Consider the following 23,386-nt stretch of genomic DNA (forward strand, 5'->3'; position numbering starts at 1 on the left):
TAATAGTGATAAAAAATTATTTTATGTATGCCTTCATGGAATCATCTAACTCATCTAGCCATTCTGTATGATGTAAAGGAGATTTATTTCCAGTAATTAGAGATTTATAACTATTATTTCTAAAAGTCATAATATCTTCATGTTTATGATGCTCCCACTCCATAAAAGTTTTATTTACTCCCTCTATATCAAAATCAGGATAATCTGTAGCCTCAATAAGTTCTTTTGTATAATCACCTTGGAACCAAATCTTTTGCTCATCGTCTTGTAACGAATCTTCTCTTTTTTTCCATTCAAGACTATTTTTTGTCATTTCATCTTTTGAAGGTAATGAAATTTTTCCAAGAATAAAATCTCTTGCATACCAAGCTTGAGCATCAAACATATTAAAAGTATAAAATTGATCCTGCATACCTAAATACATCATCTTAGGGTTAGATTCCCAAAATATTCCTTTATATAAATTAAGAGGCCATAATAAATTGCTGGTTTTTAATTTAAGCTCTTCTTCAAGAAAAGGAAAATGATGCAAATATCCAGTACATAAAATTATGGCATCCACCTTTTTTTTTGATCCATCTTTAAAGTGAACAGTGTTATCTGGATCAGCTTTTATTAACAAAGGTGCTTGAGTAATTTTATCAGGCCAATGATAATTCATTGGTGCAGTTCTGTGACTAATTGTTATAGATTTGCATCCATATTTGTAACATTGAGATGCAATATCTTCTGAGGAATAACTTGTACCTACAATCAAAATATCTTTGTTTTTAAATTCTAACGCATCTCTAAAATCATGTGCGTGCATTACTCTTCCTCCAAAAGTAGAAAGTCCTTCAAACTCAGGCACATTGGGAGTGCTAAAGTGTCCTGAAGCACACACAACATAATCAAATTCTTCGCTATAGGTTTCTTTTTTGACTAAATCTTCAACTGAAACAGTGAATAGTTTACTGTCTTTGTTGTAACTAACCCAACGAACAGAAGTTCTAAATCTTACTTGTTTTTTAAAATCTGATTTAGCAAGTCTGCCACGTATATAATCCAATATTACTTCTCTTGGAGGATAAGATCCAATAGGTTTTCCAAAATGTTCATCGAAAGAATAATCTGAAAACTCAAGGCATTCTTTTGGCCCATTGGACCAAAGATATCTATACATACTACAATGTACAGGTTCTCCATACTCATCAGTTCCAGTTCTCCAGCTATAATTCCATAACCCTCCCCAATCTTCTTGTTTTTCAAAGCAAACTACTTCAGGAATTTTTTCACCTTTTTTTTGAGCTGACTCAAAAGCTCGTAGTTGAGCTAAACCAGAAGGTCCTGCACCGATAATTGCAACTTTTGTCATGAAATTTCTCCAACTTTGTTAATTTTATAAGATTAGTTTACTAACAAAATGATAAAAATTGCAATAAAATAAATTTCTATAAATAAATAAAATCTTGTAACGGTTGTATTAATTAATTGGTAAACTTTAGTTTAATTTAGCTTATGAAAAAAATAGTTATAATTGGTGCTGGTGCAATGGGGTCTGCTTTTGCGGTCCCATGTCTGGATAATAAAAATGATGTTACAATTGTTGGAACACATTTGGAAGACAACCTAATTAAAAGTATCAATTCTAACAACCATATCCACCCAGCACTAAAAACACAATTACCAAAAGAAATTAAATTTGAGCAATTTGAAAAATTACAAAATATTTTAAAACAAAATATTGATATTATAGTTTGCGGAGTAAGTTCAGTAGGTATTGAATGGTTTGTTCAACAAATTTCAAAAGATTATAAAAAGAAAATACCAATTGTATTATTGACCAAGGGTTTATCCATAGTAGACAATGAACTTTCTACACTTTCAGACAAAATTAAAAATCTTTTAGAAAGAGAAGGTCATTCTGAAATAAATATTTCAGCCATCAAAGGACCATGTTTAGCTGCAGGATTAGCAAATAAAATGAGAACAGGAACAGTTATTGCAAATAAAAACTTAAAAGAAAGTCAGTTCCTAAAAGAAACAATCTCAACAAACTATTACTCTACTGAAATCTCAGAAGATATAAATGGTGTTGAATTATCAGGAGCAATAAAGAATATTTACTCAATGCTAATTGGAGCATCTGAAGGCTTGAGCAATCCCAAAGCATCAAAAGATATTCAGTCAAAATATTTTTTAAATACTGCAGCGTCTTTGATACATAGATCAATTTCTGAAATGGTAGAGTTTGTTTCTAATTATGGAGGTAAAGCAGAAACAGTTTATGGTTTAGCGGGTTTAGGAGACTTATATGTTAGTGCAATAGGAGGAAGAAATAGTTTGATGGGAAAGTATTTGGGTGAAGGACATCTGTATAATGATGCTAAAGAAAAATTTATGAAAGATATTACTGTAGAAGGTGCTCAATTAGCTTTAGAAATTGGACCAAAAATTTTACAAGATTTAAATCCTCAGCATTTCCCACTAATGTTCAGTATGCTGCAAACTATTTGTGAAAATAAAAAATTACAAATTGACTGGTAAAAATTTTAAAATAGACCTTCTATTTCACCATCTTTATTAAGCTTGATTGAGTCAGCCGCAGGCACTCTTGGTAAACCTGGCATTGTCATAATAGCCCCACAAACAACAACTATAAATTCTGCACCAGAAGAAAGCCTTATTTCTCTAACTGGTAATGCGTGACCTGTTGGTGAACCTTTAAGACTAGGATCAGTTGAAAAACTATATTGAGTTTTTGCAATACAAATTGGTAATTCACCATAACCAGCTTCTTCAAAACTTTTAAGTTGATCTCTAATTTTTGTATCAGCGATAACTTCATCTGCTCTGTAAATCTCTTTTGCAATTGTCTCTATCTTTTTAAATAAAGGTGTTTTGCTCTCGTATAAAAACTTAAATTTAGCTTCATTTTTTTCACATAAATCAGCAACATGAGCTGCTAGTTCCTTTGTTCCTTCACCACCGTTTGCCCAGTGAGTACAAAGACTTGCCTTAACTCCCAATCCATCACAAAATTCAATTAAAGCTTTTACTTCATTATCAGTATCTTTAATAAAATGGTTAACTGCAACAGCAACAGGTAACCCAAATTTTTTTACATTTTCAATATGTCTTTCAAGATTAATCAATCCTTTTTTTAGAGCTTCTACATTTTCATTTTTCAGATCATCTTTGACAACCCCACCATGCATTTTTAATGCTCTAATTGTTGCAACAATTACTACACAGCTCGGTTTAAGATTTGATTTTCTACATTTTATATCAAGAAATTTTTCTGCACCAAGATCAGCACCAAACCCTGCTTCAGTCACCACATAGTCAGCAAGCTTTAGTCCTGTTTTTGTAGCAATTACAGAGTTGCATCCATGAGCAATATTTGCAAATGGACCACCATGAATAATCGCAGGATTATTTTCTAAAGTTTGAGTTACATTAGGTCTAATAGCATCTTTTAATAATACAGTCATCGGACCTTGAGCTTTTAAATCTTTTGCATAAACAGGTTTTCTATCTCTCGTGTACGCTATTGTAATATTCCCTATTCTTTTTTCTAGATCTTCTAAATCATTTGATAAACAAAAGATCGCCATGATCTCTGATGCAACAGTTATATCAAATCCATCTTCCCGAGGAAATCCATTTGCGATACCACCTAAATTAATATTTATTTCTCTCAAAGAACGATCGTTCATATCCATCACTCTTTTCCAAACAATTCTTCTTACATCTATATCTAATTTATTTCCCCAATAGATATGATTATCGATTAAAGCAGATAATAAATTATGTGCAGAAGTTATTGCATGGAAGTCTCCAGTGAAATGTAAATTAATTTGTTCCATTGGAACTACTTGTGCGTATCCACCGCCAGCTGCTCCACCTTTCATACCAAATGAAGGGCCAAGACTTGGCTCTCTTAAACATACAATAGATTTTTTTCCAATTTTATTCAGACCATCGTTAAGTCCAACTGAAGTAGTGGTCTTACCTTCACCTGCTGGAGTAGGAGTGATTGCGGTAACTAAAATTAATTTTCCGTCTGGTTTATCTTTTAAGGTATCTAAATATTCTAAATTAATTTTTGCAATGTGTCTGCCCATTGGACTGAAAGCAGCACTTTCGTCAGGTACATTTATTTTTGCTAGAATATCATTTATAGGTTGCATTTTAGCTTCTCTAGCTATTTGAATATCTGACTTAACTTCGCTCATATAGAATCCTACAAGTTATAAATTTCTTTGATGACTTCTTACCCCTTTTTGACATCTTTGGAAACTTCTAAAAAATATATATAAAAAAAATAAGAACTATTTATATTCATTGAGATAAAAATATCTGATGCAAAAATATTCAATTTTCAATCTAATTAAAAATGCTTTTTCTGGGCACCAAAACTGGGATTTGGCATGGAAAGATCCAACACCTAAGAAAGAATATGATGTTGTAATCATTGGAGGTGGTGGTCATGGTTTAGCGACTGCATATTATTTAGCAAAAGAACACAACATTACTAATGTTGCAATCATTGAAAAGGGTTGGATTGGTGGTGGAAATGTTGGCCGTAATACTACAATTATTAGATCAAATTATATGCATGATGATAATGCACTTTTTAGTGAATTTGGAATGGATCTATGGAGAAAGATGAGCCAAGATTTAAACTACAACGTAATGTTTTCACCAAGAGGAATTATTAATCTTGCTCACTCAGATGCCCAAATGAATGTTTATGCGAGAAGAGGAAATTCAATGAGACTGAATGGAATAGATGCAGTTTTATTAAATAGAGAGCAAGTTAAAGAAATTATTCCAATGGCAGATTTTTCTGAAAATGTGAGGTTTCCAATTTTTGGGGGATTGATGCAACCAAGTGCTGGAACAGCAAGACATGATGCTGTTGCTTGGGGGTATGCAAGACAAGCAGACTCAATGGGAGTTGATATAATTCAAAATTGTGAGGTAACAGGATTTGACGTTGTTGGCGGAAAGATTAATGGAGTAAGAACTTCAAGAGGTGACATCAAGGTTAAGAAAATCGGATTATGCGTTGCTGGAAGTACAAATATTTTAGCAGAGAAATTAAATATGACATTACCTGTAGAAACTCATTTACTTCAAGCTTGTGTTTCAGAGCCTGTAAAACCAATTTTAGATAGAGTAGTTACTTTTGGAGCTGGACACTTTTATATTAGTCAATCTGACAAAGGTGAAATGGTAATGGGTGGGGATCTTGATGGATATAATAGTTATGCACAAAGAGGTAACCTACCAACTTTACAACATGTGTTAACAGAAGGAATAGCAATGATGCCGTTCTTAAGTAAATTAAAAATGTTGAGAACTTGGGGTGGAATAATGGATATGTCTATGGATGGTTCTCCAATAATTGATAAAACACATATTGAAGGTTTATATTTAAATTGTGGTTGGTGCTACGGTGGATTTAAAGCAACTCCTGCATCGGGTTGGACATTCGCTCATACAATTGCTCAAGACAGGGTTCATAAATTAAATGCTGGTTATAGTTTAAATAGATTTAACACAGGTCACTTACTTGATGAAAAAGGACTTGGAACAAAAACTTGGATTTCATAAATGCTTCATATTAAATGTCCACACTGTGGAATGAGATCACAAAATGAATTTTCTTATGGTGGTGATGCAACTGTTAAAAGACCAGAACTTAATAAAGAGGTAACAGATCAAGATTGGGATAACTTTGTCTATAATAGAAAAAGTTTAAGGGGAAAACATTTAGAGTTATGGCAACATTTATCAGGGTGCAGACAATGGATAAAAGTTGAAAGAGACACTGCAACTCATGAAATATTTAGAACACTAAAAGCTAATGAGGATAATTCATAATGGATCAAAGTTATCGATTATCAGATGTTGGTTTAATAAATAGAGATAAGAAATTATCTTTTAAGTTTAATGGTAAAACTTATTATGGTTATGAGGGAGACACTTTAGCCTCAGCTTTAATAGCTAATGGTGTTCATTTAATTGGTAGAAGCTTTAAATACCATAGACCAAGAGGTTTTTTTGGTGCAGGAGTTGATGAACCTTATGCAATTGTTCAATTATATAGAAATGGTGAAACTGAACCGAATATTAAAGCCACAGAACAAGAGCTTTTTGAAGGGTTAGAGGCAACAAGTGTAAATTGCTGGCCAAGTGTAAACTTTGATATTGGAGCAATAAATAATTTCTTTAAAATGTTTTTACCTGCTGGGTTTTATTACAAAACTTTTATGTGGCCAAAAAGCTTTTGGTACAAAGTTTATGAACCATTTATTAGGAAAGCAGCAGGCCTTGGTGTTGCATCTACTAAACATGATAAAGAGAGATATGAACATAAATATGAATATTGTGATTTATTAATAGCTGGTTCAGGCCCATCAGGTTTAGCGAGTGCATACGCTGCAGCAAAAAATGGAGCAAGAGTTATTTTAGCTGAAGATAAAGCTAGACATGGAGGAACTTTATTAACTAGTGATGCTAATATAGGAAATCAATCAGGCAAAGAGTGGGCTGATGGAATAATTTCAGAACTTAAAGAAATGCCTAACGTTGTTGTTAAAAACAGATCACAGGTTTTTGGATATTATGATCATAACATGCTGGTAATGTCTGAAAGAATTAGTGATCACCTTCCGCAGACAAAAAAATACCATCCAAAACAAAGACTTTGGTACATTAGAGCAAAAGAGGTTTTAATTTCTTCAGGATCAATTGAAAGACCAATTGTTTTTGGAAACAATGATACACCAGGAGTAATGCTTTCATCAGCAGCAAAAGAATACCTTAAAGTTTATGGAGTATTAGTCGGAAGAAATCCTTTAATATTTACGAATAACGATAGTGGTTATGAAACTGCAATTGAATTTAAAAAAAATGGTGTTGAACCAATTATTTTAGATACAAGAAAAGATCCTCAATCGGAAGTAGTCGATGAAGCAAAAAATTTAGGAATTAATATTAAGTTTTCTTATGTGGTAGTCGCCGCTCAAGGTTATAAAAAAGTAAAATCAGCAGATATTGCAAAAATTTCAGATGATAAAGAGCAGCTTGGTACGGTAGAAAATATTAAATGTGATTGTATATGTGTTTCAGGTTTTTGGACACCAACAATTCATTTAGCTTCACAATCTGGAAATAAAACAAAATTCAATGAAGATATTGATGCATTTGTTCCAGGAACATCAAAACAAAACGAAACAACTTTAGGCGCTGCAAATGGAACTTATACTTTAGAGGAAACTTTGAAAAGTTCTTTTGAAACTGGTCATGAGTTATCAAAAAAAATTACTAACAATAATAATGAAATTTCATTTCCAAATGTAGTCGAAAAAAAATCAACAACTCACGACAAGTTTTGGTGTGTGCCATTACCTGAGGGAAAAAATTATAAAAGATTTTTAGATTTTCAAAATGATGTTGCGGTTTCTGATGTAGAGATAGCGCTTAAAGAGGGTTATCGATCAATTGAACATGTAAAAAGATATACAACGCTTGGTATGGCAACTGACCAAGGCAAGACGAGTAATTTAAATGGCTTACAATTAGTATCAAATATTGAAAATAAAGTAGTACCAAATGTTGGTCACACTACTTTTAGACCTCCATATACGCCAGTTTCTATAGGAGCAATTGTTGGAAGAGAGGTTGGTAAACACTCAAAACCAACACGAAAATCACCAATGCACTCTTGGCATGAAAAAAACAATGCAGTTTTTGTTGATGCAGGTGTGTGGTTGAGACCTAGATACTATAAGCAGGGAAATGAAAATTTATTTGAGGGATCAAAAAGGGAAGCAAAAAATGTAAGAACAAATGTAGGCGTTTGTGATGTAACTACATTAGGTAAAATAGATATTAAAGGATCAGATGCAGCAGAACTTTTAAATAGAGTTTATACAAATGCATGGTTAAAGTTACCAGTTGGTAAAGCAAGATATGGTGTAATGTTAAGAGAAGATGGGATTGTTATGGACGATGGAACAACTACAAGAATTTCAGAAAACCATTATCATATGACAACTACTACCGCACAAGCTGCAAACGTTCTTTCACATTTAGAATATTATTTACAACTAGTATGGCCCGAATTAAATGTGAATGTAGTTTCAACTACAGAGCAATGGGCAGGAGCTGCAGTTGCTGGACCTAAATCTAGAGATTTATTACAAAAACTATTTCCAAATTCTGATGTATCAAATGAAGGATTGCCTTTTATGGGTTACATGGAGGGAGATTTGTTTGGAGTTAAGGCTAGAATTTTTAGAATTTCATTTTCTGGTGAGCTTGCATATGAAATAAATGTTGAGTCTGATAACGGAAACTTTATGTGGAAAAAAATTATGGAAGTTGGTCAACAATTTAAAATTCAACCATATGGAACAGAGGCATTATCAACTCTTAGAATTGAAATGGGACACGTTGCAGGATCTGAGCTTGATGGAAGAACAATACCTTATGACAATTCTTTAGAAGGATTATTAAGTAAAAAGAAAGATTTTATAGGCAAAAGATCTTTAACTAGAGAAGCATTTGTAGCTGAAGATAGGCAAAAAGTTGTTGGAGTTGTTCCTTTAGATAAAAAAACAAGTATTCCTGAAGGATCGCATTTAGTTAAAGATTCAAATGCACCATTACCAAATCCAAAATTAGGTTATATTTCAGCTTCATGTTGGAGTGTTGAGCATGATAATCCATTTTCTTTAGCAATATTGAAAGATGGAAAAAACATGATTGGTGAAAAGTTATTTGTAATGTCTCCAGTTAAAAATAAGGTAATCCCAGTTGAAATAGTCTCATCACACTATGTTGATCCAAAAGGTGAAAGGGTTAGATCGTGAGTTTAATATCAGCTTTAGCAAATGTTCATTCAAAAGGTCAATTTGGTGATCATGAAGGTAAAAATGAAGATAATCTTTTAAAAATTTCTGAGATAAAGAATTTATTAATAGTTCAAATAGTTCAGTATAAAAGTTCTACAGTTTCAATTGAAAGTGTTGATATTGATGGTTTAAAATTAAAAGATGAGCCATTAAATGTATCAAATAATAATGATACAAGAATTTTATGGAATGGGCCAAAAAATTGGCTTTTAGTTTCAACAAAAAAAGATTTACTTAAAAATATTTCACAAAATTTAAATGAAACAGATTTTGCTGTAACTGATTTATCTCACTCAAAAGCGATAATTGAAATAGAAGGTCAGGATGCTAAAGAAGTTTTAAAGAAAGGCTGTCCTTTTAATTTTAATACTTTAGAAAAAAATAATTCAATAAATTCTACTTATAATGGAATAGCTTTCACGGTTGATATGCTAGACGACAATTCAGATAAAGTAAGATTATTTGCTCTTAGAAGCTTTGGTGAATCTTTGTATCACTCTATTACAGATGCTTCTTTAGAATTTGGTTTTAAATCTTTGTAAGGTTTAAAACATTCTATCTAAATATTTTTAATCTCTTGTAGCAATGTAAACACCTATTGTGGTTATTAAAAACCCTAATAAATCTAGATTAGTTAAACTTTCGTTTAAAAACAACCAAGCCATGAGAGCTGATGTTGTTGGTATTAAAAAAAATATAGAAACAGTTTTACTTGCTGAGTTATTTTTAATTAAATACATCAATATTGTAAAAGCACCAAATGACACTAAAAATATTTGGTGACTCATAGCAATTAAAAATGTTTGTGAAAAATCAATATATGGCTTTGCAAAAAATATTATAACCAATAGATGAAAAGTAAAACCACCTATAGCTTGATACATGTTACTTACTGATAGAGGTAAATTATTACTAAGTTTCTTTTGCCAAATAGTCGAAGATGTTATTGCAATTAAAGCTATTATGGTTGCAACCAAACCAGCTATTGGAATTTCTGAACCAATATCTAAACCTAAAACTAAGGTTGCGCCAACAAACCCAAGCAAAACTCCAATCCATTGTTTAATTGACACTTTTTCATTTAAAATTGGTCCACTTAGAGCATTTGTTAAAATTGGTTGAAGAGTAACTATTAAAGCAGCGGTTCCTGTAGGCATTCCTTTTGAAATTGAATAAAAAACCCCACCTAAATAAAATCCATGAAAAAGAACCCCACTAAAAAAAGACTCAATAAAGTTTTTTTTATTTATTAAAATTTTTTGTTTTGAATAGATAGAAAATAAAAAAAAACCAATAGCAACAATTGAAAATCTAAACGCAAGTGCTGAAAATGGATCACTGTTATCTATTATTGGTTTTGTAGTAATGAAGGCTGATGACCACAATAAAATAAAAATAAACGGAAAAATTTTGACCATTTTTGTTTTATAGATGAATATTATTCTTATTCTCTTAAATTATACTCAAATTGAACTTATTCTATCTTGAGTTGAATCTTAAATTATGTATCATTTCAATATATCTTATGAAATTTTCAAAAATATCAATAATACTTGTAACTCTTATCGTCTTAAGCGGATGCGTTCAATCTACAGCATTGCTTGGTTCCGGAATTACAGTAGTAACATCAGGTAACATCCTGCAAGCTGGATTTCAATATGGAGCCAATACAGCAATTAAAAATGAGACTGGCAAAGATCCATTTAATCACATGTTAGATGCAGTTGATAACATTGAAAATGATAGTGAAAAAAAAAGATCTCTTAAAGATTTAAAAGAATGGGCAGAAAATAAAGCTTTGTTAGTCAGAAAAAAATTAACAAACTAGTCTAATATATTTAATTGAATTAATTCTTTTTGTTTTGTTTCTTTGCACCACATTTCATAACTTTCACAAACTCTCCACAAATGATCAAAAGCTCTTTGAGATATTTCTAAGGGAAAGTGACTTTTTGTATAATAAAGTTTTGGAATTTTCATCAAAAATTTAACCATCGAGTCTTTCTGAATCTCTAAAAGTCTCATTGTCTCTTCGTTAATTTTTTTACCAGTCTGCTTGTCTATAAAATCATTTTTTTTTAATTCTAAAAACCATTGATTATGAAATTCTCCAGAACTTATTAAATCATAATCTTTTGTTGTCATAAAAACTTCAAATGCTTGAATGTTAGTCATTTCAGAGTTTTCTTTTTTAATATTTACTACTTTAGAGTAAATTAATTCTGCAACTCTTAGAACGTAAGGCTTGTCGTTATCAATTGGCATGAATTAACTTTTGTGTTTAGCCATTGCAGAAGTTGCAAGTATTAAATTAGGGTCTAAAAAAATTTTAGATGATTTTACATTACTGAATGATTTAAAAGCAAAAATTGCTATTGGAAGCTCTGTGCAGCCTAATATTATTTTTTTACATTTCATTTTGATTAATTCATTAATTGCAGGTTTTATTGCTTTTGCAGCAGCTTTGACGTCACCCATTTTCACAAATTTTATGGCTTTATTTACAGATTTTTTTTGAAGATTTTGAGAGGGTTGTATTAAATTATAATCTTTATTAAAAATTTTATTATATACACCAGTTTTTAGTGTTCCTTCAGTAGCTAATAAGCCAACTTTTGAATTTTTCTTACAATTTTTTTTTGTAAATTTAAAAACTTCTTTTGGCATATTTATAATAGGAATATTTATTTTTTTTTGCAAATCATCAAACCAATAATGAGCCGTGTTGCATGGAATAACAATAAATTTACATTTATTTTTTTCAAGTAATTTACATCCATGGAGTAAACTTTTTAAAACATTGTTATATTTCTTTTTACTAGCATTATTTGAGGATTTATTTGATAAATTACCCGTTTGAACTCCAATAGACTCTGGTCTACCAGGTATGTTAGATTTGTTATAAAGGATAAATAAAGGATACTCTTGATCAATTTTTCCTCTATTTAAAATTGCAAGTTTATTACAAAAGTCCAAACCTGCTTGCGTTCCCATTCCACCTAAGATACCGATCATAATATATTTTTGAAATTAATTTAATTAGATTGCTTTATTAATTCCTCTCATAAAAACTAGAACCAAGCAACCATTTATTGTGTGTGATGAGTGTTTTGAACCTGGCTTAAAAGATATAAAGTCACCTTTTTTAAAAATCTTACCATCAGGATCAATTAATTCTCCATCTAACATTAAAAATTCTTCAAACCCAGTGTGTTCATGAGGTAAGCTTTTTGAACCTGGCTCCATCTTAAGAACATATGTACCCTGACCACCATTTTCTCTATTATAGCTTATCTTATGCCAACTCATACCAGGCACAACAACACCGTAATTATCAAAAGGCTCAAATTTAAGATTGTTAAAATTTATTATTTGTCTTTTTTCCATACTTTATAGTAATAACAATTAATGATTATTTACAATCTGTTTATGATAAATTTAAGGCATATAAAATTTTTAGTAATAATTATCTTTAGTTTACTGCTATCTAACCAATCCTTTAAAGACAATTTTAATAGTCCAAAAGATTATTCTATGTTTGAAAATCATAATGAAGTTAAATTTGTCAATCTCACATCTTCAAAATGTAAGAAGAAAGTAACTCTCGGAGGTTTTCACGGAATAGCATTAACTAAATGTTTTGCAAATGAGGATCCGAGAAGTAAAGAAATTACTAAATATCTTGAGGGAATATTTTAATTTTTATTTGGAGGGACTAATTGGTATTGGCTGAAATATTTAGCTAAATAATTAAAAAATTAATTTAATTAAAAAATCTCAGCCAATAGGAAGTGTGAATTATGCAGTTTTTAAGTTAACTGCTGAAGGACCTTTAGGACCATCTTCAACATCGAAAGTCAAAGCTTGACCCTCATCTAAACCGTTCATACCAGCATCTCTTACTGCTGAAACGTGTACAAACACATCTTTTTCTTTGTCTTCTCTTTCAATAAAACCAAAACCTTTAGTTGGATTGAACCATTTTACTTTTCCTTGTAGACTCATATTTATCTTCTTACTTTTCGTTGTATTAATTTATTACTTATAATTAAGTAATTCTGGCTTTGTTTAGATTAATTAGGGTTTTGTCAACAAAATTGATTAAATTTTGATTTTTTTTATAAGCTCTTAGTTAGATAAACAGAGTTTACATCCTCTTTATAATGAGCAAATGGGTCACATATTTCAAAACCACATTGTTTAAATAATCTTCTAGCAGGCTTGAAGAAAACACCGGCACCAGTTTCTATACTTAACTTTTTAATATCTAGCTTTTTAGCTTCATTAATTAAATGATTAATTACGTTAATACCATTTCCCATTCTTCTAAAATTATCATGAATTCTAATTGATTTGAATTCTCCATGCTCTTTATCCAAAAACTTTAAAGCACCACAGCCCATCAACATATCTTCTTGCCATAAACTCCAAAATTTTATTGATGAAACTTTTAATCCAGGAATATCTAAAACGTGAGCACTCCCTTCGGGTGAGGCTGCTCTTAATTCAATAAAATGCCTTGTAAGCAGCTCATGTACTTTAGGATCATCAAAATTACCTTCTATTGATTTTAACATTTATACTAAAGTTGTTAGGTGACCCATTTTTCTTTTTTCTTTAATCTCCTTTTTAAGATAATCAAAAAAGAACTCATTTTCTTTAAATTTAGATAATTTTCTATATTCAGATATTTGATCTCCAATTAAATTAACCATTGTTGCATTAGATAATTTTTTTAACGGTAGTTGTTCTAAACCACATACTGCTCTAATATGGTTTTCAAATTGACTTACGTTATATGCGTTAATTGTGAGATGGCCAGAATTGTGAACTCTTGGAGCAATTTCATTAACATATAAATTGTCATTTCTATCAATAAAAAATTCTACACATAATGTTCCGACATATTTTAGCTCTTCAGCTATAGACATCGCCCAATCTTTAGATTGATTGTAAATTTTTTTATCAATATCTGCAGGAATTTTTGAAAATTTTAATATTTGATCTTCATGCTTGTTTTCTATTGGTTCATAAATTTCATATTTTTGGATGTTAAATCTAGTAATAATAATTGAAATCTCTTTTTTTAATTTAACTAACTTCTCTAAAATATAACCTTTTGAAAAATCAATGTTTAGTGAATTAAATTCTTCAATTGAATTAATAGGATATTGTCCTTTTCCATCATATCCAAGAGTAGTTGTTTTTAAAATACCTGGCAAAAGATCATCAAGAGCTTCAATTTCAGACTCGTTTTCAACAGATGCATATCTTGTTGTTCTGATATTTAAATTATTTACAAAATCTTTTTCTGCTAATCTATGCTGAATAAGTCTGTTTACAGATGGTTTGGGTAAAACAGGTTTCAATTTATTTATTTCACTTAATGTTTCAAAAGGAATATTTTCAAATTCATAAGTGACATAATTAACTAAATTTACAAATTCAATAATCTTTTCCTTATCGTTGTAGGTACCTGAAATAAATTTATTACAAAAATTTTGTGCAGGTGCGTCAGGATCATCACAATAAATAACAGTTTTGATATTTAATTTTTTTGCTGATATCGCAAGCATACTGCCAAGTTGGCCACCACCAATAATACCAAGTGTTATTTCTGACATCTTACTTAGGTTTTTTTTTAATAGATTTTGTTTGTGATAATCTCAAATTATTTAAATTTTTTTTTATAGTTGGATTATTATTTGCAATAATTGAAGCAGCTAATAAAGCAGCATTTATTGCACCATCTTCACCTATTGCTAGTGTACCAACAGGTATACCTTTTGGCATTTGTGCAATTGATAGCAAGCTGTCTAATCCTTTAAGTTTTTTACTCTCTATTGGAACACCTAAAACGGGCAAAGGAGTTAAAGCAGCAATCATTCCTGGTAAATGGGCGGATCCACCTGCACCGGCAATAATAACACCAATATTATTTTTCTCAGTAGCAAAAGCGTATTCATACATTCTTTTAGGAGTTCTGTGTGCTGATATAATTTTTGTTTCAAAAGAAACTCCAATTTTTTTAAGAGTTTTTTCAGTAAGTTGCATGGTTTTATAGTCAGATTGACTACCCATTATTATTGAAACTTTTAAAGGTTTATTTTTTTTCATGAAGAATACTAAAAGTCTTATTTCAAAATTAGCTTAAAATTTCAATAAAATTAATAGTATTTAAAAACCATTTTGATTAAAGTTACTTATAATATGAATTTTAGAATTGATAATTTACAATACTGTAATTGGTCCAGAAAAATTTTTGAATTTAATAGATCTGCTGGACTAGATGCGGTCCACGTAACAATTGTTTATCACGAAGATTATCATGAGCTTTTAGAGGAAATTAAAAAATGGGAAATACTTTTTTCAGAAAACTCAGATTTAATATTCCTTGGAAGAGACTATAAAGATATTGAAAAAGCAAATTCTGAAAAAAAAACAGCAATTTTTTTTGGTTTTCAAAATTGTTCCCCAATTGAAGATGATATTAGTTTAGTAGAAAAAGTTCATAATTTAGGATGTAGATTTATGCAACTCACCTATAATAACCAATCATTACTAGCAACTGGCTGCTATGAAAAAATAGATAGTGGAGTTACAAACTTTGGTCGTGAAGCAATAAAAGAAATGAATAGAGTAGGTATAGTGGTTGACATGTCTCATTCAGCAGAAAAGAGTACATTTGATGCAATTGAATTAAGTGAAAAACCAATAGCAATAACTCATGCAAACCCGACATTTTGGCATGCCGCAAAAAGAAATAAATCTAATGATCTTTTAAAAACGCTAAGCGAAAGTGGTGGCATGTTAGGGCTATCTTTGTACCCACATCATTTAAAAGATAACACAAATTGTACAATTGAAAGTTTTTGTGAAATGGTCGCTAAAACAGCTGAAATTATGGAGTTAAAAAATATAGGTATTGGTTCTGATCTCTGCTTAGATCAACCAGACAGTATTGTTGAATGGATGAGAAATGGCACTTGGTCTAAAAGTAAAAATTATGGAGAAGGTTCTAAAAATAAACCTGGCTTTCCTAAACAACCTGAATGGTTTGAGGATGCTAGAGGATTTAAGAATATTGAAAATGGCCTTAAAAAGATAGGATTTTCAGATAGTGAGACATATGGAATACTAGGAAACAACTGGTATAATTTTTATAAATCAATTTAATTATGAAAATTGAGTTAAGAGACCCAAATACAATTATGAAATTATCAAGATTAGGATCATTTCATCAGTCAAAATTATCATTTTTGAGAAGTTTTTTAAGTGAGTTTAAAGATTGGGATTACAATAGAGATATTTTTAACTTAGACCAAGAAGGTTATGGAGAAGCAGTTTATTCATTTAAAAAAAAAGATAGAGTTTATTCTTTAGTATGTTTTGCAAATCCAATTAAAGATGAGGAAAGATCTGATAGGGTTATAGCAACTAAATGGGACGCAGCATTTACATTACATGATGGCGTTCCAAGCTCAGATGATATTAAAAGATTAAAAGACGAAGTTCCCAAACAGGAAGTAGGGAGACTTACGTTTAAAGAGTTAACTCTTTCAAGAGCTAACAAATCAGTAAGAGTTTTTAACCATGTTGTAGAAAGTCTAAGTGAGGGCAAACAACCTGATGTAAACTTATTATCTAAAGTTGGTTACTTGTATAGAACCACAGCAGTTTATGGATCTGGTAAATTTGGACTTGCTGATAGATTTAGAATTAAAAATAGAGAGGAAATTAATGGTCCTTTCAGATTAGAGATGATGTTAGTTTACCTTGTAAGACAATTTACTTTTGATCAAGTAAATCATGTTGCACATTGCAAAAACCCAAAAAAAGCAGTGAAATTAGATAAGAAAATTTGTAAAAATTTAGGTATTGGCAACTCAACAGGCCTTGGCATGGCTCCTTTTATAGTCAATCACCCAACATTGTTAAATAATTGGATCCTTAGCAGAGAAACGGCATTAAAAGAAATTAGAGAAATAGAAATTGTTGAAAACGAGGATAGTGAACTTTTTATAGATTGTGTGAAAAAATCTATAAAAAATATTACTAGCTGGAATACAGATAGCGAATATCAACAAAAAAAAATTAGCTTACTTCTCAAGAATGTCGAAAAATTTATAAATTACATTGAAAATAATTTTGATTTTAAAACTGAATATCCATTCAATGAAATATATTTGTGGTTAGAGCAAAACACATGTGAAGAATGTATAGAATATATCGTTTCTATAATGATGGAGCCTTATAGCAATATTACAAACCCTTTAGTAAGCAATATGAGTTCTGATGAAGATAAGTACTTTAACATTCCAACTAATCGTACTGTGCACGAATTAAGGGACATTATTGAAATTAAATATCCAAATATTTTAAACATTAATTTTGATCAAAAAGAAAATCATCAAAATTTCTGGTTTATTTCTAAAAATAAAGAAGAACCTAGATTAGCGGATAGATTTGAGGAACATGGGTCTGATCTTGAGCAGCCACTTGCTGTTGCAAGAGATATAAAAAAACTTTATGAAAAATTATTGTTTGAAAAAAATAATTCATCTATTGCTGAATTTTTATCCTCAAACTCAGAATTAAGACACGTTGTTAGAAGGGCCTTTATAATAGAAAAATTTCCTTATTCGGAAATTCAAGATAATACAATCAGTAAAAATATTGTCCCTATTGATATGTTGAGGCTTAAATTGTCATTTTTTGGTGCATTAAAGTTTGATCCAAGATCAGATAAATGGTTAAGAATTTGCATGTTCCAAGGCGCACCATTACCAGGCGAATTAAAAAACTACGATGAGCAATGGGTATATAAAACTAATAATTAATTATGAGATCTTTAAGTGAAATTGAAACTGCAGCCAAAAGAGCAAGTAGAGCAGTTGGTTTTTCGTGGGGAAATTCTGAAGAGGTAGGAAAATCTATACGATTATTGGAGATGTTTGGATTGCAAGGAATTAAAAATTTAAATTATTATTATAAAGAGAAAGATACAAAAAATTTTGAAGAATTAAATTTAATTAGCGAAAAAAACGAACCTACTTCAGAAGCTTTCTGCCCAATTATACTTGGTATTAGTTTTTTGGATCAAATTAAATTGATAGAAAATTTTGAGACAATTAAATTTAAGAAAATTGCACATCCAATTATATTTTTATCATTTTTAAGCAGAGCATCAGAAATAAGTGGAAAAAAAATATATATTAAATTTGATCAAAATGAAATTTTGATGAATTTAAATGTAAATATTTCTTCAAATATTTTTAATAAAGAGTTTCCTAAATTTGCAAATGAAATTGAGATCAAATTTATTAATAACCAAGATAATTTCACAGATTCAGAGTGGAATAGCTTGTATAAATTAGCTGAAAATACTTTTGTTGAAGAAAGTGATAGTTTAAAACAAGGTGCCGCTGGGGCAGGACTTACAGATAATGACTGATAAATTAGAGCAAAAGTATAGTGAAGAAATTGCTAAAGAATTAAACAATATTTGTGAAGAATGTAAGAAAGAAGATGAAAGTGTTTCTCAAAATTTAATTTTGACTAGTTACAAACTGTGTTCATCCTGTAGAGTTTCTAAAACTATTTTTCCAATTTAGCTGATCTGATTTACGGGCAGCATATTCATTCTACTCATTACAAAAGAAATAGATAAGAATGCTATTATCAAAAAAGATAAAAATACTATTCCAAATGATTTTATATTAGATTTCAATCCTAATATTTGTTTGGTAGAGATAATTAATCCTGCAAAAATCCAAAATTGTGTAAGAAAAATGATTGGTATCATCATGTTTGGAGTTACTGCAAAAAATCTAAGTAAACCAGGTGCATGAGCAAATCCAACTGCAGTTAAAACTTTTTTAAAAGGAACTTTTGTTTTTTTGTCTGGAAAAAGTTTAACACCAATTACATAAATAAAGATTGCCCAAACTAACCAAGTTATAATTGACGTAAGTCCTGACATAGCAACTGCAGTTTTAATGACCGTGTTTGCGGCTACAGCACCAGCAATTCCGTCTAAGATCATTATAAGTCCAGCAAAATAAACTGAAGCTTCTCCAAAGTTTTTATTATCTGTATAAAGAGATTTATCTAATTTAATTGATTTAAAAACTATATTTAAAAATTCACCAAACATTAATCTTTATTCTTTTTATTCTTTTGAGCTTTATATGAAACTATTAATGGGAATATTATTAAAGCAATCGCAATAATAATGCAAATTACGATTAAAAAATTTTTAGTCATCGAGAAAATGGGGGAGCTTTAATAAAACTCCCCCAAAATAGATTTAGCCTTTTACAACTTCTCTTGTATTTGCGTTGAAAGACTCTTTAAATGGAATATCCACTACTACTGCATCAACAGGTGTTCCTGGTGTATCAGAGTATTTTTCAGGTAGATGAACTTTAAATTTAGTTCCAACAGTACCTTTTGGAAAGCCATTAGAGTTTAATGTTCCATCAAATGGCACATATCCCATAGCAATGTTTTGTTTTTTTTCTGGGTGATACCAAGGAGAGGTGATAAATCCAACTGGATCTCCACCATTCTCAGGTGACACTAGCCAAAAATCAGGAGCATACTCTTCAATTGGTTTTCCACCTAATTCAAGTCCAACTAATTGAAGCTTGTAAGGTTTTTTACCATCTTTAAGTTCTGCACCCATCTTTTCTAAAGCAGCTTTACCAACATAATCACCTTTTTTGTTCCATTCACCTTTTCCAGATAATGAAACTTGGTAACCTAGGTTACACTGAAACGGATTATGTTGAGCGTCCATATCTTGACCCCATGAAAGAATTCCTGCTTGAATTCTTCTATGGTGAGCAGGAGCAATAACCATTAGGCTATGTTTTTTACCTGCTTCAAGAACAGCATTCCACATATCCTCAGCATATAAAGTAGAAGTCTCTTAAGTATATTTCATACCCAGCTTCTCCAGAGAAACCAGATTGTGAAATGACACAACTTCTTCCACCCACTTTAACTTCTGCTAAACCGTAGAAAGGCATATTGTCGAAATCAACTTGATCCCCACAAAGGTCTTTCATTAAAGCTTTTGATTTTGGTCCTTGTATTTGTACTGGACTGACATCAATTTCTTCAATCGTACAATCAAATCTTCCATCAGCATTTACACCTTGAAGGTACATGCCAATATCAGAGTCTGATAAAGAGAACCAAAATTCGTCTTCAGAAATTCTAAGAAGAATTGGATCATTTAAAACTCCACCATATGCATTACACAAGATTACATATCTTGCTCTCATAGGAGAAATTTTTGTTGCATCTCTAGTTATTACATAGTCAGTAAATTTTTCTGCATCCGGACCCTTAACTCTAATTTGTCTTTCAACAGCAACGTTCCACATAGTAACGTGATTTACAATTGCATCATACTCAACCATTGCTCCACCGTCTTCTGGTTTTACATATCCTCTTGGGTGATAAATACGATTGTAAACTGTTGCTCTCCAGCAACCTGCCTGCATTGATAAATGCCAATAAGGTGATTTTCTTACTCTTGTTGAGATAAGCATTTCAACTTTAGTTGGCCCACTTTGTCTTAAATTGTATGGTACTGCACGATCTGATTGATCAACTGTAGTAGCATGTTTTAACTTAGTATAGTCAAACTCATTAGACATAACTATTCTCCTTCAACCACTTGTTTGTTTCCTTCAAGCCGCCGAATGTATAAATGTGGAAGTTATCAGTATGTGATTTAACTTTCCCAATTAAATCATTAGGGTCTTTAGGTTTCAATAAATCTAACGCCTTAGTAAAATTAGATTTAAGAAAATTAATGGAATTTTTCGCCCCGACAATATTAGCAAATTTTATTAAGCTAGATATTTTCATTGGCCCAGTAATTCCAACATGCACTGGTACGCTTTGTTTAGAAATGAAATCAACAATAGGCTGACTGTCTAATAACCATTGGGTTACTATGTAATCAGCATAAGGCTTTTTATCTATCATTGCTTTTTCTAAATTTTGTTCTGGTATATCTGGACTTCCTTCAGGATGACCTGCAATACCAATTTTAATTCCTTCAAAAAAACCTGTTTCTAAAATTTGATATGAGCTATCAAACTTTCCAATTGGCTCTCTACTTCCTCCAATTACTAAAGCTTGCTTAACTCCTTGATCTTTACATCTTGAAACATAATCTTTTAATTCATCTTCATTGTTTATTGATCTAGCTGGAAAGTGTGGAACTGGATTAAAACCTTTTTTTACAAGGTCTCCCGATTTATTGGCAGTTTCTTTATAATCACCACCTGGCAACATTGTAACATAAACATCCTTCACAGAAGGTAAAGTTTCTAGGTCAGTGTGTGGACCAATTTCCAATGAAAAATTCATTTTTTCCCGATCATTATCTTATTTGAAAAAGCTGTCAAAGAAATTCAACATGTTCCAAAATGGAAATTTGTTGCCAAAAATTATGGCCATGGTAATTTTTTTTATGGGCCAAAATCTTAAAAATAATTCTCTCTCAAAAATCTTGGATATTAAGAAATTGATGAATGTGGACAAATCTATTGAGACTGCAAATGGGCTTCCAAACGAATGCTACACCAATGAGCAATATTTAGAATATGAAAGGGGTAAGATTTTTTGTGATAAATGGACAGTAATTGGAGTGGGTAGCTCAATACCTAATGCTGGAGATGCCAAACCATACAATCTACTCGGGATTCCTTTGATGATAGTTAGAGACAAAGATCTTAATATTAGAGTATTCCACAATGTCTGCAGCCATAGAGGTTTCAAGCTTATAGACAAGCCATGCACTTTAAAGAATGTAATTAGATGTCCTTATCATTCCTGGTCATATGACTTTACTGGAAAACTGGTGGCTACCCCTCATATAGGAGGTTTAAATATTCATAATTCAAATCAATTTAATAAGAATCAGAGCAATCTAAAAGAAGTTAGATCTAAAATATGGATGGATATTATTTTTGTTAATATTAATTCAAATGAAATTGAATTTGAAGAATATATCAATCCACTTGAACAAAGATGGTCTAAATTCATTAATCATGAAGATCAAAAATTATTAGTTCATTCTAAAGACCATGGTTCATTTGATTTAGAAGTTAAATGTAATTGGAAGTTTGCAATTGAGAATTATTGTGAAAGTTATCATTTACCAACTATTCACCCAGAACTAAACAAAGTATCAAATATTAATGATCATTATCACATTCAAGGGTTACCAAATCGATTTGCGGGACAAGGAAGTGAGAAATATGAACAACCAGTTAAAGGAAATAACAAATTTGATACATTTAAAAACTGGGAAAAAAAATCACTCAAAAATTCTGAATATATTGCACTATTCCCAAATGTAATGATTGGATTGCACTTAGATCATTTTTATGTATTTTGGCTGGAGCCACTTGCAACGAATAAAACTAGAGAACATATGCAAATGTATTATGTTGGTGATAAAAGTGCTAATGGTGAAGAACTCAAAGAATTGAGAAAAGAAAATGCAAGATTTTGGAAAGATGTAATGTTGGAAGATATAAGTGCAATCGAAGGAATGCAGGAAGGAAGAGGTTCACCAGTTTATAATGGAGGAAACTTTTCACCAGTTATGGATCAACCAACTCATCAATTTCATAAATGGGTAGCAAATAGTTTATTATAAAGATGAAAATTATTTTAATAATGGGTCTACCTGGCTCAGGAAAAACAACATTAGCTGAAGAATTAGCACCAATGCTTAATGCAAAAAGATTAAATGCTGATGAGGTTAGAAAAGAAGCAAATGATTGGGATTTTTCTGAAGAAGGAAGAAAAAGACAAGCAAGAAGAATGGCAGATTTTGCAAAAAAATTAAAAGAGAGAGGAAATTTTGTTGTAGCTGATTTTGTTTGCCCAACACCTGAAGCAAGAAAATTATTCCCTGCAGATTTTGTTGTTTGGGTTGATACTATTAAAGAAGGAAGATTTGATGACACTAATAAAATGTTTGTTAAACCTGATAAGTTTAACTTTCATGTGACCACACAAGATGCTAAAAATTGGGCACCAAAAATATTAAAGGAGATAAAATAATGGCTCACGAATGGGATAATAAAAAACCAACTGCACAAATGTTAGGAAGATGGCAACCATTTCATGATGGTCATTACACTTTATTTAAAGAAATTGTAAAAAAAACAGGTCAAGTTTGCATTCAAATTAGAGATGTTCAAGGAGTTGATGATAATCCTTTTGATTTTGAAACAGTTAAAAAAAATATTGAAGACAAGTTAAATCCTGAATTTGAAGGTCAATTTAAAGTAATGCTTGTGCCAAATATCACCAACATTTGTTATGGACGTGGTGTTGGCTACAAAATAGAAGAAATTGAACTTTCGAAAGAAATTCAAGAAATCTCAGCTACTAAAATTAGAGCTAAGATGAGAGAAGAAGGAAAATTGGAATAAATTTTA

The 23,386-nt window shown here is 30.8% G+C and carries 26 protein-coding genes and 1 pseudogene; 14 read left to right on the plus strand and 13 right to left on the minus strand.

Annotated elements, in window-relative coordinates; all coding sequences use genetic code 11:
- Nucleotides 1–16: 16 nt before the first annotated feature.
- Nucleotides 17–1,354 (minus strand): NAD(P)-binding domain-containing protein, encoded by a 1,338-nt coding sequence (locus ACIJYH_RS01685; RefSeq protein WP_435163510.1) that lies wholly within the window; start codon nt 1,352–1,354, stop codon nt 17–19.
- Between the two features lie 143 nt (nt 1,355–1,497).
- On the opposite strand from ACIJYH_RS01685, the gene ACIJYH_RS01690 reads away from it, so the two are divergent.
- On the plus strand, nt 1,498–2,526 hold the full coding sequence (locus ACIJYH_RS01690; RefSeq protein WP_435163512.1) for a glycerol-3-phosphate dehydrogenase: 1,029 nt from the start codon (nt 1,498–1,500) through the stop codon (nt 2,524–2,526).
- Between the two features lie 5 nt (nt 2,527–2,531).
- Here the strand turns inward: ACIJYH_RS01690 and ACIJYH_RS01695 are convergent, their stop codons facing one another.
- A complete protein-coding gene (locus ACIJYH_RS01695) occupies nt 2,532–4,217 on the minus strand; it encodes a formate--tetrahydrofolate ligase (protein WP_435163514.1) in 1,686 nt (561 codons plus the stop codon).
- Nucleotides 4,218–4,344: 127 nt separating this feature from the next.
- On the opposite strand from ACIJYH_RS01695, the gene ACIJYH_RS01700 reads away from it, so the two are divergent.
- From ACIJYH_RS01700 to ACIJYH_RS01715, 4 genes are read left to right on the plus strand one after another with little or no spacing between them, the layout of a single operon-like run.
- The gene (locus ACIJYH_RS01700; protein WP_435086620.1) at nt 4,345–5,601 is read left to right on the plus strand and encodes a sarcosine oxidase subunit beta family protein; all 1,257 of its coding nucleotides are present in this window, start codon (nt 4,345–4,347) and stop codon (nt 5,599–5,601) included.
- Entirely contained in the window at nt 5,602–5,871 is a 270-nt protein-coding gene (locus ACIJYH_RS01705) for a sarcosine oxidase subunit delta (protein ID WP_435090786.1), read from the plus strand.
- On the plus strand, nt 5,871–8,867 hold the full coding sequence (locus tag ACIJYH_RS01710; protein WP_435163516.1) for a sarcosine oxidase subunit alpha family protein: 2,997 nt from the start codon (nt 5,871–5,873) through the stop codon (nt 8,865–8,867). Before ACIJYH_RS01705 ends, ACIJYH_RS01710 begins: the two co-directional genes overlap by 1 nt.
- Entirely contained in the window at nt 8,864–9,451 is a 588-nt protein-coding gene (locus ACIJYH_RS01715) for a sarcosine oxidase (RefSeq protein WP_435163518.1), read from the plus strand. Before ACIJYH_RS01710 ends, ACIJYH_RS01715 begins: the two co-directional genes overlap by 4 nt.
- A 27-nt stretch (nt 9,452–9,478) precedes the next feature.
- On the opposite strand, the gene ACIJYH_RS01720 is transcribed toward ACIJYH_RS01715, so the two are convergent.
- The gene (locus ACIJYH_RS01720) at nt 9,479–10,327 is read right to left on the minus strand and encodes a DMT family transporter (protein ID WP_435163520.1); all 849 of its coding nucleotides are present in this window, start codon (nt 10,325–10,327) and stop codon (nt 9,479–9,481) included.
- 107 nt (nt 10,328–10,434) lie between these two features.
- On the opposite strand from ACIJYH_RS01720, the gene ACIJYH_RS01725 reads away from it, so the two are divergent.
- The gene (locus ACIJYH_RS01725; RefSeq protein WP_435163522.1) at nt 10,435–10,737 is read left to right on the plus strand and encodes a hypothetical protein; all 303 of its coding nucleotides are present in this window, start codon (nt 10,435–10,437) and stop codon (nt 10,735–10,737) included.
- On the opposite strand, the gene ACIJYH_RS01730 is transcribed toward ACIJYH_RS01725, so the two are convergent.
- The 3 genes from ACIJYH_RS01730 to ACIJYH_RS01740 are packed head-to-tail and all read right to left on the minus strand — an operon-like array spanning nt 10,734 to nt 12,296.
- Nucleotides 10,734–11,174 carry a hypothetical protein gene (locus ACIJYH_RS01730; RefSeq protein WP_435163524.1) on the minus strand — a complete coding sequence of 147 codons (441 nt, stop codon included), beginning with the start codon at nt 11,172–11,174 and terminating at the stop codon, nt 10,734–10,736. The genes ACIJYH_RS01725 and ACIJYH_RS01730 overlap by 4 nt on opposite strands.
- A 3-nt stretch (nt 11,175–11,177) precedes the next feature.
- Nucleotides 11,178–11,924 carry an aspartate/glutamate racemase family protein gene (locus ACIJYH_RS01735; RefSeq protein WP_435088761.1) on the minus strand — a complete coding sequence of 249 codons (747 nt, stop codon included), beginning with the start codon at nt 11,922–11,924 and terminating at the stop codon, nt 11,178–11,180.
- Between the two features lie 24 nt (nt 11,925–11,948).
- Complete coding sequence (locus ACIJYH_RS01740; RefSeq protein WP_435163526.1) at nt 11,949–12,296, minus strand: cupin domain-containing protein; 348 nt, start codon at nt 12,294–12,296, stop codon at nt 11,949–11,951.
- A gap of 147 nt (nt 12,297–12,443) precedes the next feature.
- Between ACIJYH_RS01740 and ACIJYH_RS01745 the strand changes: the two genes are divergently transcribed.
- Nucleotides 12,444–12,608, plus strand: a complete 165-nt coding sequence (locus tag ACIJYH_RS01745) for a hypothetical protein (RefSeq protein ID WP_435163530.1) — start codon at nt 12,444–12,446, stop codon at nt 12,606–12,608.
- Between the two features lie 99 nt (nt 12,609–12,707).
- On the opposite strand, the gene ACIJYH_RS01750 is transcribed toward ACIJYH_RS01745, so the two are convergent.
- The 4 genes from ACIJYH_RS01750 to purE all read right to left on the minus strand — a co-directional run bounded on the left by ACIJYH_RS01750 (nt 12,708) and on the right by purE (nt 15,026).
- Nucleotides 12,708–12,914: a cold-shock protein gene (locus ACIJYH_RS01750; protein ID WP_008545539.1), complete on the minus strand. Its 207-nt coding sequence runs from the start codon at nt 12,912–12,914 to the stop codon at nt 12,708–12,710.
- Nucleotides 12,915–13,027: 113 nt separating this feature from the next.
- Nucleotides 13,028–13,486, minus strand: a complete 459-nt coding sequence (locus ACIJYH_RS01755; RefSeq protein WP_435163532.1) for a GNAT family N-acetyltransferase — start codon at nt 13,484–13,486, stop codon at nt 13,028–13,030.
- Entirely contained in the window at nt 13,487–14,533 is a 1,047-nt protein-coding gene (locus tag ACIJYH_RS01760) for a 5-(carboxyamino)imidazole ribonucleotide synthase (protein WP_435097878.1), read from the minus strand.
- Nucleotide 14,534: 1 nt separating this feature from the next.
- Nucleotides 14,535–15,026 carry a 5-(carboxyamino)imidazole ribonucleotide mutase gene (gene purE, locus ACIJYH_RS01765; protein ID WP_435163534.1) on the minus strand — a complete coding sequence of 164 codons (492 nt, stop codon included), beginning with the start codon at nt 15,024–15,026 and terminating at the stop codon, nt 14,535–14,537.
- Nucleotides 15,027–15,119: 93 nt separating this feature from the next.
- Here purE and ACIJYH_RS01770 point away from each other — a divergent pair, with 93 nt between their 5' ends.
- From ACIJYH_RS01770 to ACIJYH_RS01785, 4 genes are read left to right on the plus strand one after another with little or no spacing between them, the layout of a single operon-like run.
- Complete coding sequence (locus tag ACIJYH_RS01770; protein ID WP_435163536.1) at nt 15,120–16,085, plus strand: membrane dipeptidase; 966 nt, start codon at nt 15,120–15,122, stop codon at nt 16,083–16,085.
- 2 nt (nt 16,086–16,087) lie between these two features.
- Entirely contained in the window at nt 16,088–17,749 is a 1,662-nt protein-coding gene (locus ACIJYH_RS01775; RefSeq protein WP_435163538.1) for a hypothetical protein, read from the plus strand.
- Nucleotides 17,750–17,751: 2 nt separating this feature from the next.
- On the plus strand, nt 17,752–18,363 hold the full coding sequence (locus ACIJYH_RS01780) for a DUF3726 domain-containing protein (RefSeq protein WP_435163539.1): 612 nt from the start codon (nt 17,752–17,754) through the stop codon (nt 18,361–18,363).
- On the plus strand, nt 18,356–18,523 hold the full coding sequence (locus ACIJYH_RS01785) for a hypothetical protein (protein WP_435163540.1): 168 nt from the start codon (nt 18,356–18,358) through the stop codon (nt 18,521–18,523). Before ACIJYH_RS01780 ends, ACIJYH_RS01785 begins: the two co-directional genes overlap by 8 nt.
- Here ACIJYH_RS01785 and ACIJYH_RS01790 read toward each other — a convergent pair.
- The 3 genes and pseudogenes from ACIJYH_RS01790 to ACIJYH_RS01800 form a co-directional block, all read right to left on the minus strand.
- Nucleotides 18,520–19,065, minus strand: a complete 546-nt coding sequence (locus tag ACIJYH_RS01790) for a hypothetical protein (RefSeq protein ID WP_435086650.1) — start codon at nt 19,063–19,065, stop codon at nt 18,520–18,522. The genes ACIJYH_RS01785 and ACIJYH_RS01790 overlap by 4 nt on opposite strands.
- A 153-nt stretch (nt 19,066–19,218) precedes the next feature.
- Nucleotides 19,219–20,578 (minus strand): annotated as a pseudogene (locus tag ACIJYH_RS01795) (aminomethyl transferase family protein).
- Complete coding sequence (locus ACIJYH_RS01800) at nt 20,571–21,299, minus strand: methylenetetrahydrofolate reductase (RefSeq protein ID WP_435163542.1); 729 nt, start codon at nt 21,297–21,299, stop codon at nt 20,571–20,573. The pseudogene ACIJYH_RS01795 and the gene ACIJYH_RS01800 overlap by 8 nt, the downstream one beginning before the upstream one ends.
- A 103-nt stretch (nt 21,300–21,402) precedes the next feature.
- On the opposite strand from ACIJYH_RS01800, the gene ACIJYH_RS01805 reads away from it, so the two are divergent.
- Genes ACIJYH_RS01805 through ACIJYH_RS01815 form a run of 3 tightly spaced genes read left to right on the plus strand, consistent with a single transcriptional unit; the run spans nt 21,403 to nt 23,380 of the window.
- A complete protein-coding gene (locus ACIJYH_RS01805) occupies nt 21,403–22,596 on the plus strand; it encodes an aromatic ring-hydroxylating oxygenase subunit alpha (protein WP_435164229.1) in 1,194 nt (397 codons plus the stop codon).
- 2 nt (nt 22,597–22,598) lie between these two features.
- Entirely contained in the window at nt 22,599–23,006 is a 408-nt protein-coding gene (locus ACIJYH_RS01810) for an AAA family ATPase (protein ID WP_435097894.1), read from the plus strand.
- Entirely contained in the window at nt 23,006–23,380 is a 375-nt protein-coding gene (locus tag ACIJYH_RS01815; RefSeq protein ID WP_435163544.1) for a cytidyltransferase, read from the plus strand. Before ACIJYH_RS01810 ends, ACIJYH_RS01815 begins: the two co-directional genes overlap by 1 nt.
- Nucleotides 23,381–23,386: the final 6 nt, after the last annotated feature.

It is taken from the genome of Candidatus Pelagibacter bacterium nBUS_25 (assembly GCF_051200975.1).
In the GTDB taxonomy this organism is placed as follows: domain Bacteria; phylum Pseudomonadota; class Alphaproteobacteria; order Pelagibacterales; family Pelagibacteraceae; genus Pelagibacter.

Bases quoted from the DNA above. Each gene is read 5' to 3' on its own strand.
- ACIJYH_RS01685 (WP_435163510.1), bottom strand. From the start codon at position 1,354: ATGACAAAAGTTGCAATTATCGGTGCAGGACCTTCTGGTTTAGCTCAA.
- ACIJYH_RS01690 (WP_435163512.1), top strand. From the start codon at position 1,498: ATGAAAAAAATAGTTATAATTGGTGCTGGTGCAATGGGGTCTGCTTTT.
- ACIJYH_RS01695 (WP_435163514.1), bottom strand. From the start codon at position 4,217: ATGAGCGAAGTTAAGTCAGATATTCAAATAGCTAGAGAAGCTAAAATG.
- ACIJYH_RS01700 (WP_435086620.1), top strand. From the start codon at position 4,345: ATGCAAAAATATTCAATTTTCAATCTAATTAAAAATGCTTTTTCTGGG.
- ACIJYH_RS01705 (WP_435090786.1), top strand. From the start codon at position 5,602: ATGCTTCATATTAAATGTCCACACTGTGGAATGAGATCACAAAATGAA.
- ACIJYH_RS01710 (WP_435163516.1), top strand. From the start codon at position 5,871: ATGGATCAAAGTTATCGATTATCAGATGTTGGTTTAATAAATAGAGAT.
- ACIJYH_RS01720 (WP_435163520.1), bottom strand. From the start codon at position 10,327: ATGGTCAAAATTTTTCCGTTTATTTTTATTTTATTGTGGTCATCAGCC.
- ACIJYH_RS01725 (WP_435163522.1), top strand. From the start codon at position 10,435: ATGAAATTTTCAAAAATATCAATAATACTTGTAACTCTTATCGTCTTA.
- ACIJYH_RS01730 (WP_435163524.1), bottom strand. From the start codon at position 11,174: ATGCCAATTGATAACGACAAGCCTTACGTTCTAAGAGTTGCAGAATTA.
- ACIJYH_RS01735 (WP_435088761.1), bottom strand. From the start codon at position 11,924: ATGATCGGTATCTTAGGTGGAATGGGAACGCAAGCAGGTTTGGACTTT.
- ACIJYH_RS01740 (WP_435163526.1), bottom strand. From the start codon at position 12,296: ATGGAAAAAAGACAAATAATAAATTTTAACAATCTTAAATTTGAGCCT.
- ACIJYH_RS01745 (WP_435163530.1), top strand. From the start codon at position 12,444: ATGTTTGAAAATCATAATGAAGTTAAATTTGTCAATCTCACATCTTCA.
- ACIJYH_RS01750 (WP_008545539.1), bottom strand. From the start codon at position 12,914: ATGAGTCTACAAGGAAAAGTAAAATGGTTCAATCCAACTAAAGGTTTT.
- ACIJYH_RS01755 (WP_435163532.1), bottom strand. From the start codon at position 13,486: ATGTTAAAATCAATAGAAGGTAATTTTGATGATCCTAAAGTACATGAG.
- ACIJYH_RS01760 (WP_435097878.1), bottom strand. From the start codon at position 14,533: ATGTCAGAAATAACACTTGGTATTATTGGTGGTGGCCAACTTGGCAGT.
- purE (WP_435163534.1), bottom strand. From the start codon at position 15,026: ATGAAAAAAAATAAACCTTTAAAAGTTTCAATAATAATGGGTAGTCAA.
- ACIJYH_RS01770 (WP_435163536.1), top strand. From the start codon at position 15,120: ATGAATTTTAGAATTGATAATTTACAATACTGTAATTGGTCCAGAAAA.
- ACIJYH_RS01775 (WP_435163538.1), top strand. From the start codon at position 16,088: ATGAAAATTGAGTTAAGAGACCCAAATACAATTATGAAATTATCAAGA.
- ACIJYH_RS01780 (WP_435163539.1), top strand. From the start codon at position 17,752: ATGAGATCTTTAAGTGAAATTGAAACTGCAGCCAAAAGAGCAAGTAGA.
- ACIJYH_RS01785 (WP_435163540.1), top strand. From the start codon at position 18,356: ATGACTGATAAATTAGAGCAAAAGTATAGTGAAGAAATTGCTAAAGAA.
- ACIJYH_RS01790 (WP_435086650.1), bottom strand. From the start codon at position 19,065: ATGTTTGGTGAATTTTTAAATATAGTTTTTAAATCAATTAAATTAGAT.
- ACIJYH_RS01800 (WP_435163542.1), bottom strand. From the start codon at position 21,299: ATGAATTTTTCATTGGAAATTGGTCCACACACTGACCTAGAAACTTTA.
- ACIJYH_RS01805 (WP_435164229.1), top strand. From the start codon at position 21,403: ATGGGCCAAAATCTTAAAAATAATTCTCTCTCAAAAATCTTGGATATT.
- ACIJYH_RS01810 (WP_435097894.1), top strand. From the start codon at position 22,599: ATGAAAATTATTTTAATAATGGGTCTACCTGGCTCAGGAAAAACAACA.
- ACIJYH_RS01815 (WP_435163544.1), top strand. From the start codon at position 23,006: ATGGCTCACGAATGGGATAATAAAAAACCAACTGCACAAATGTTAGGA.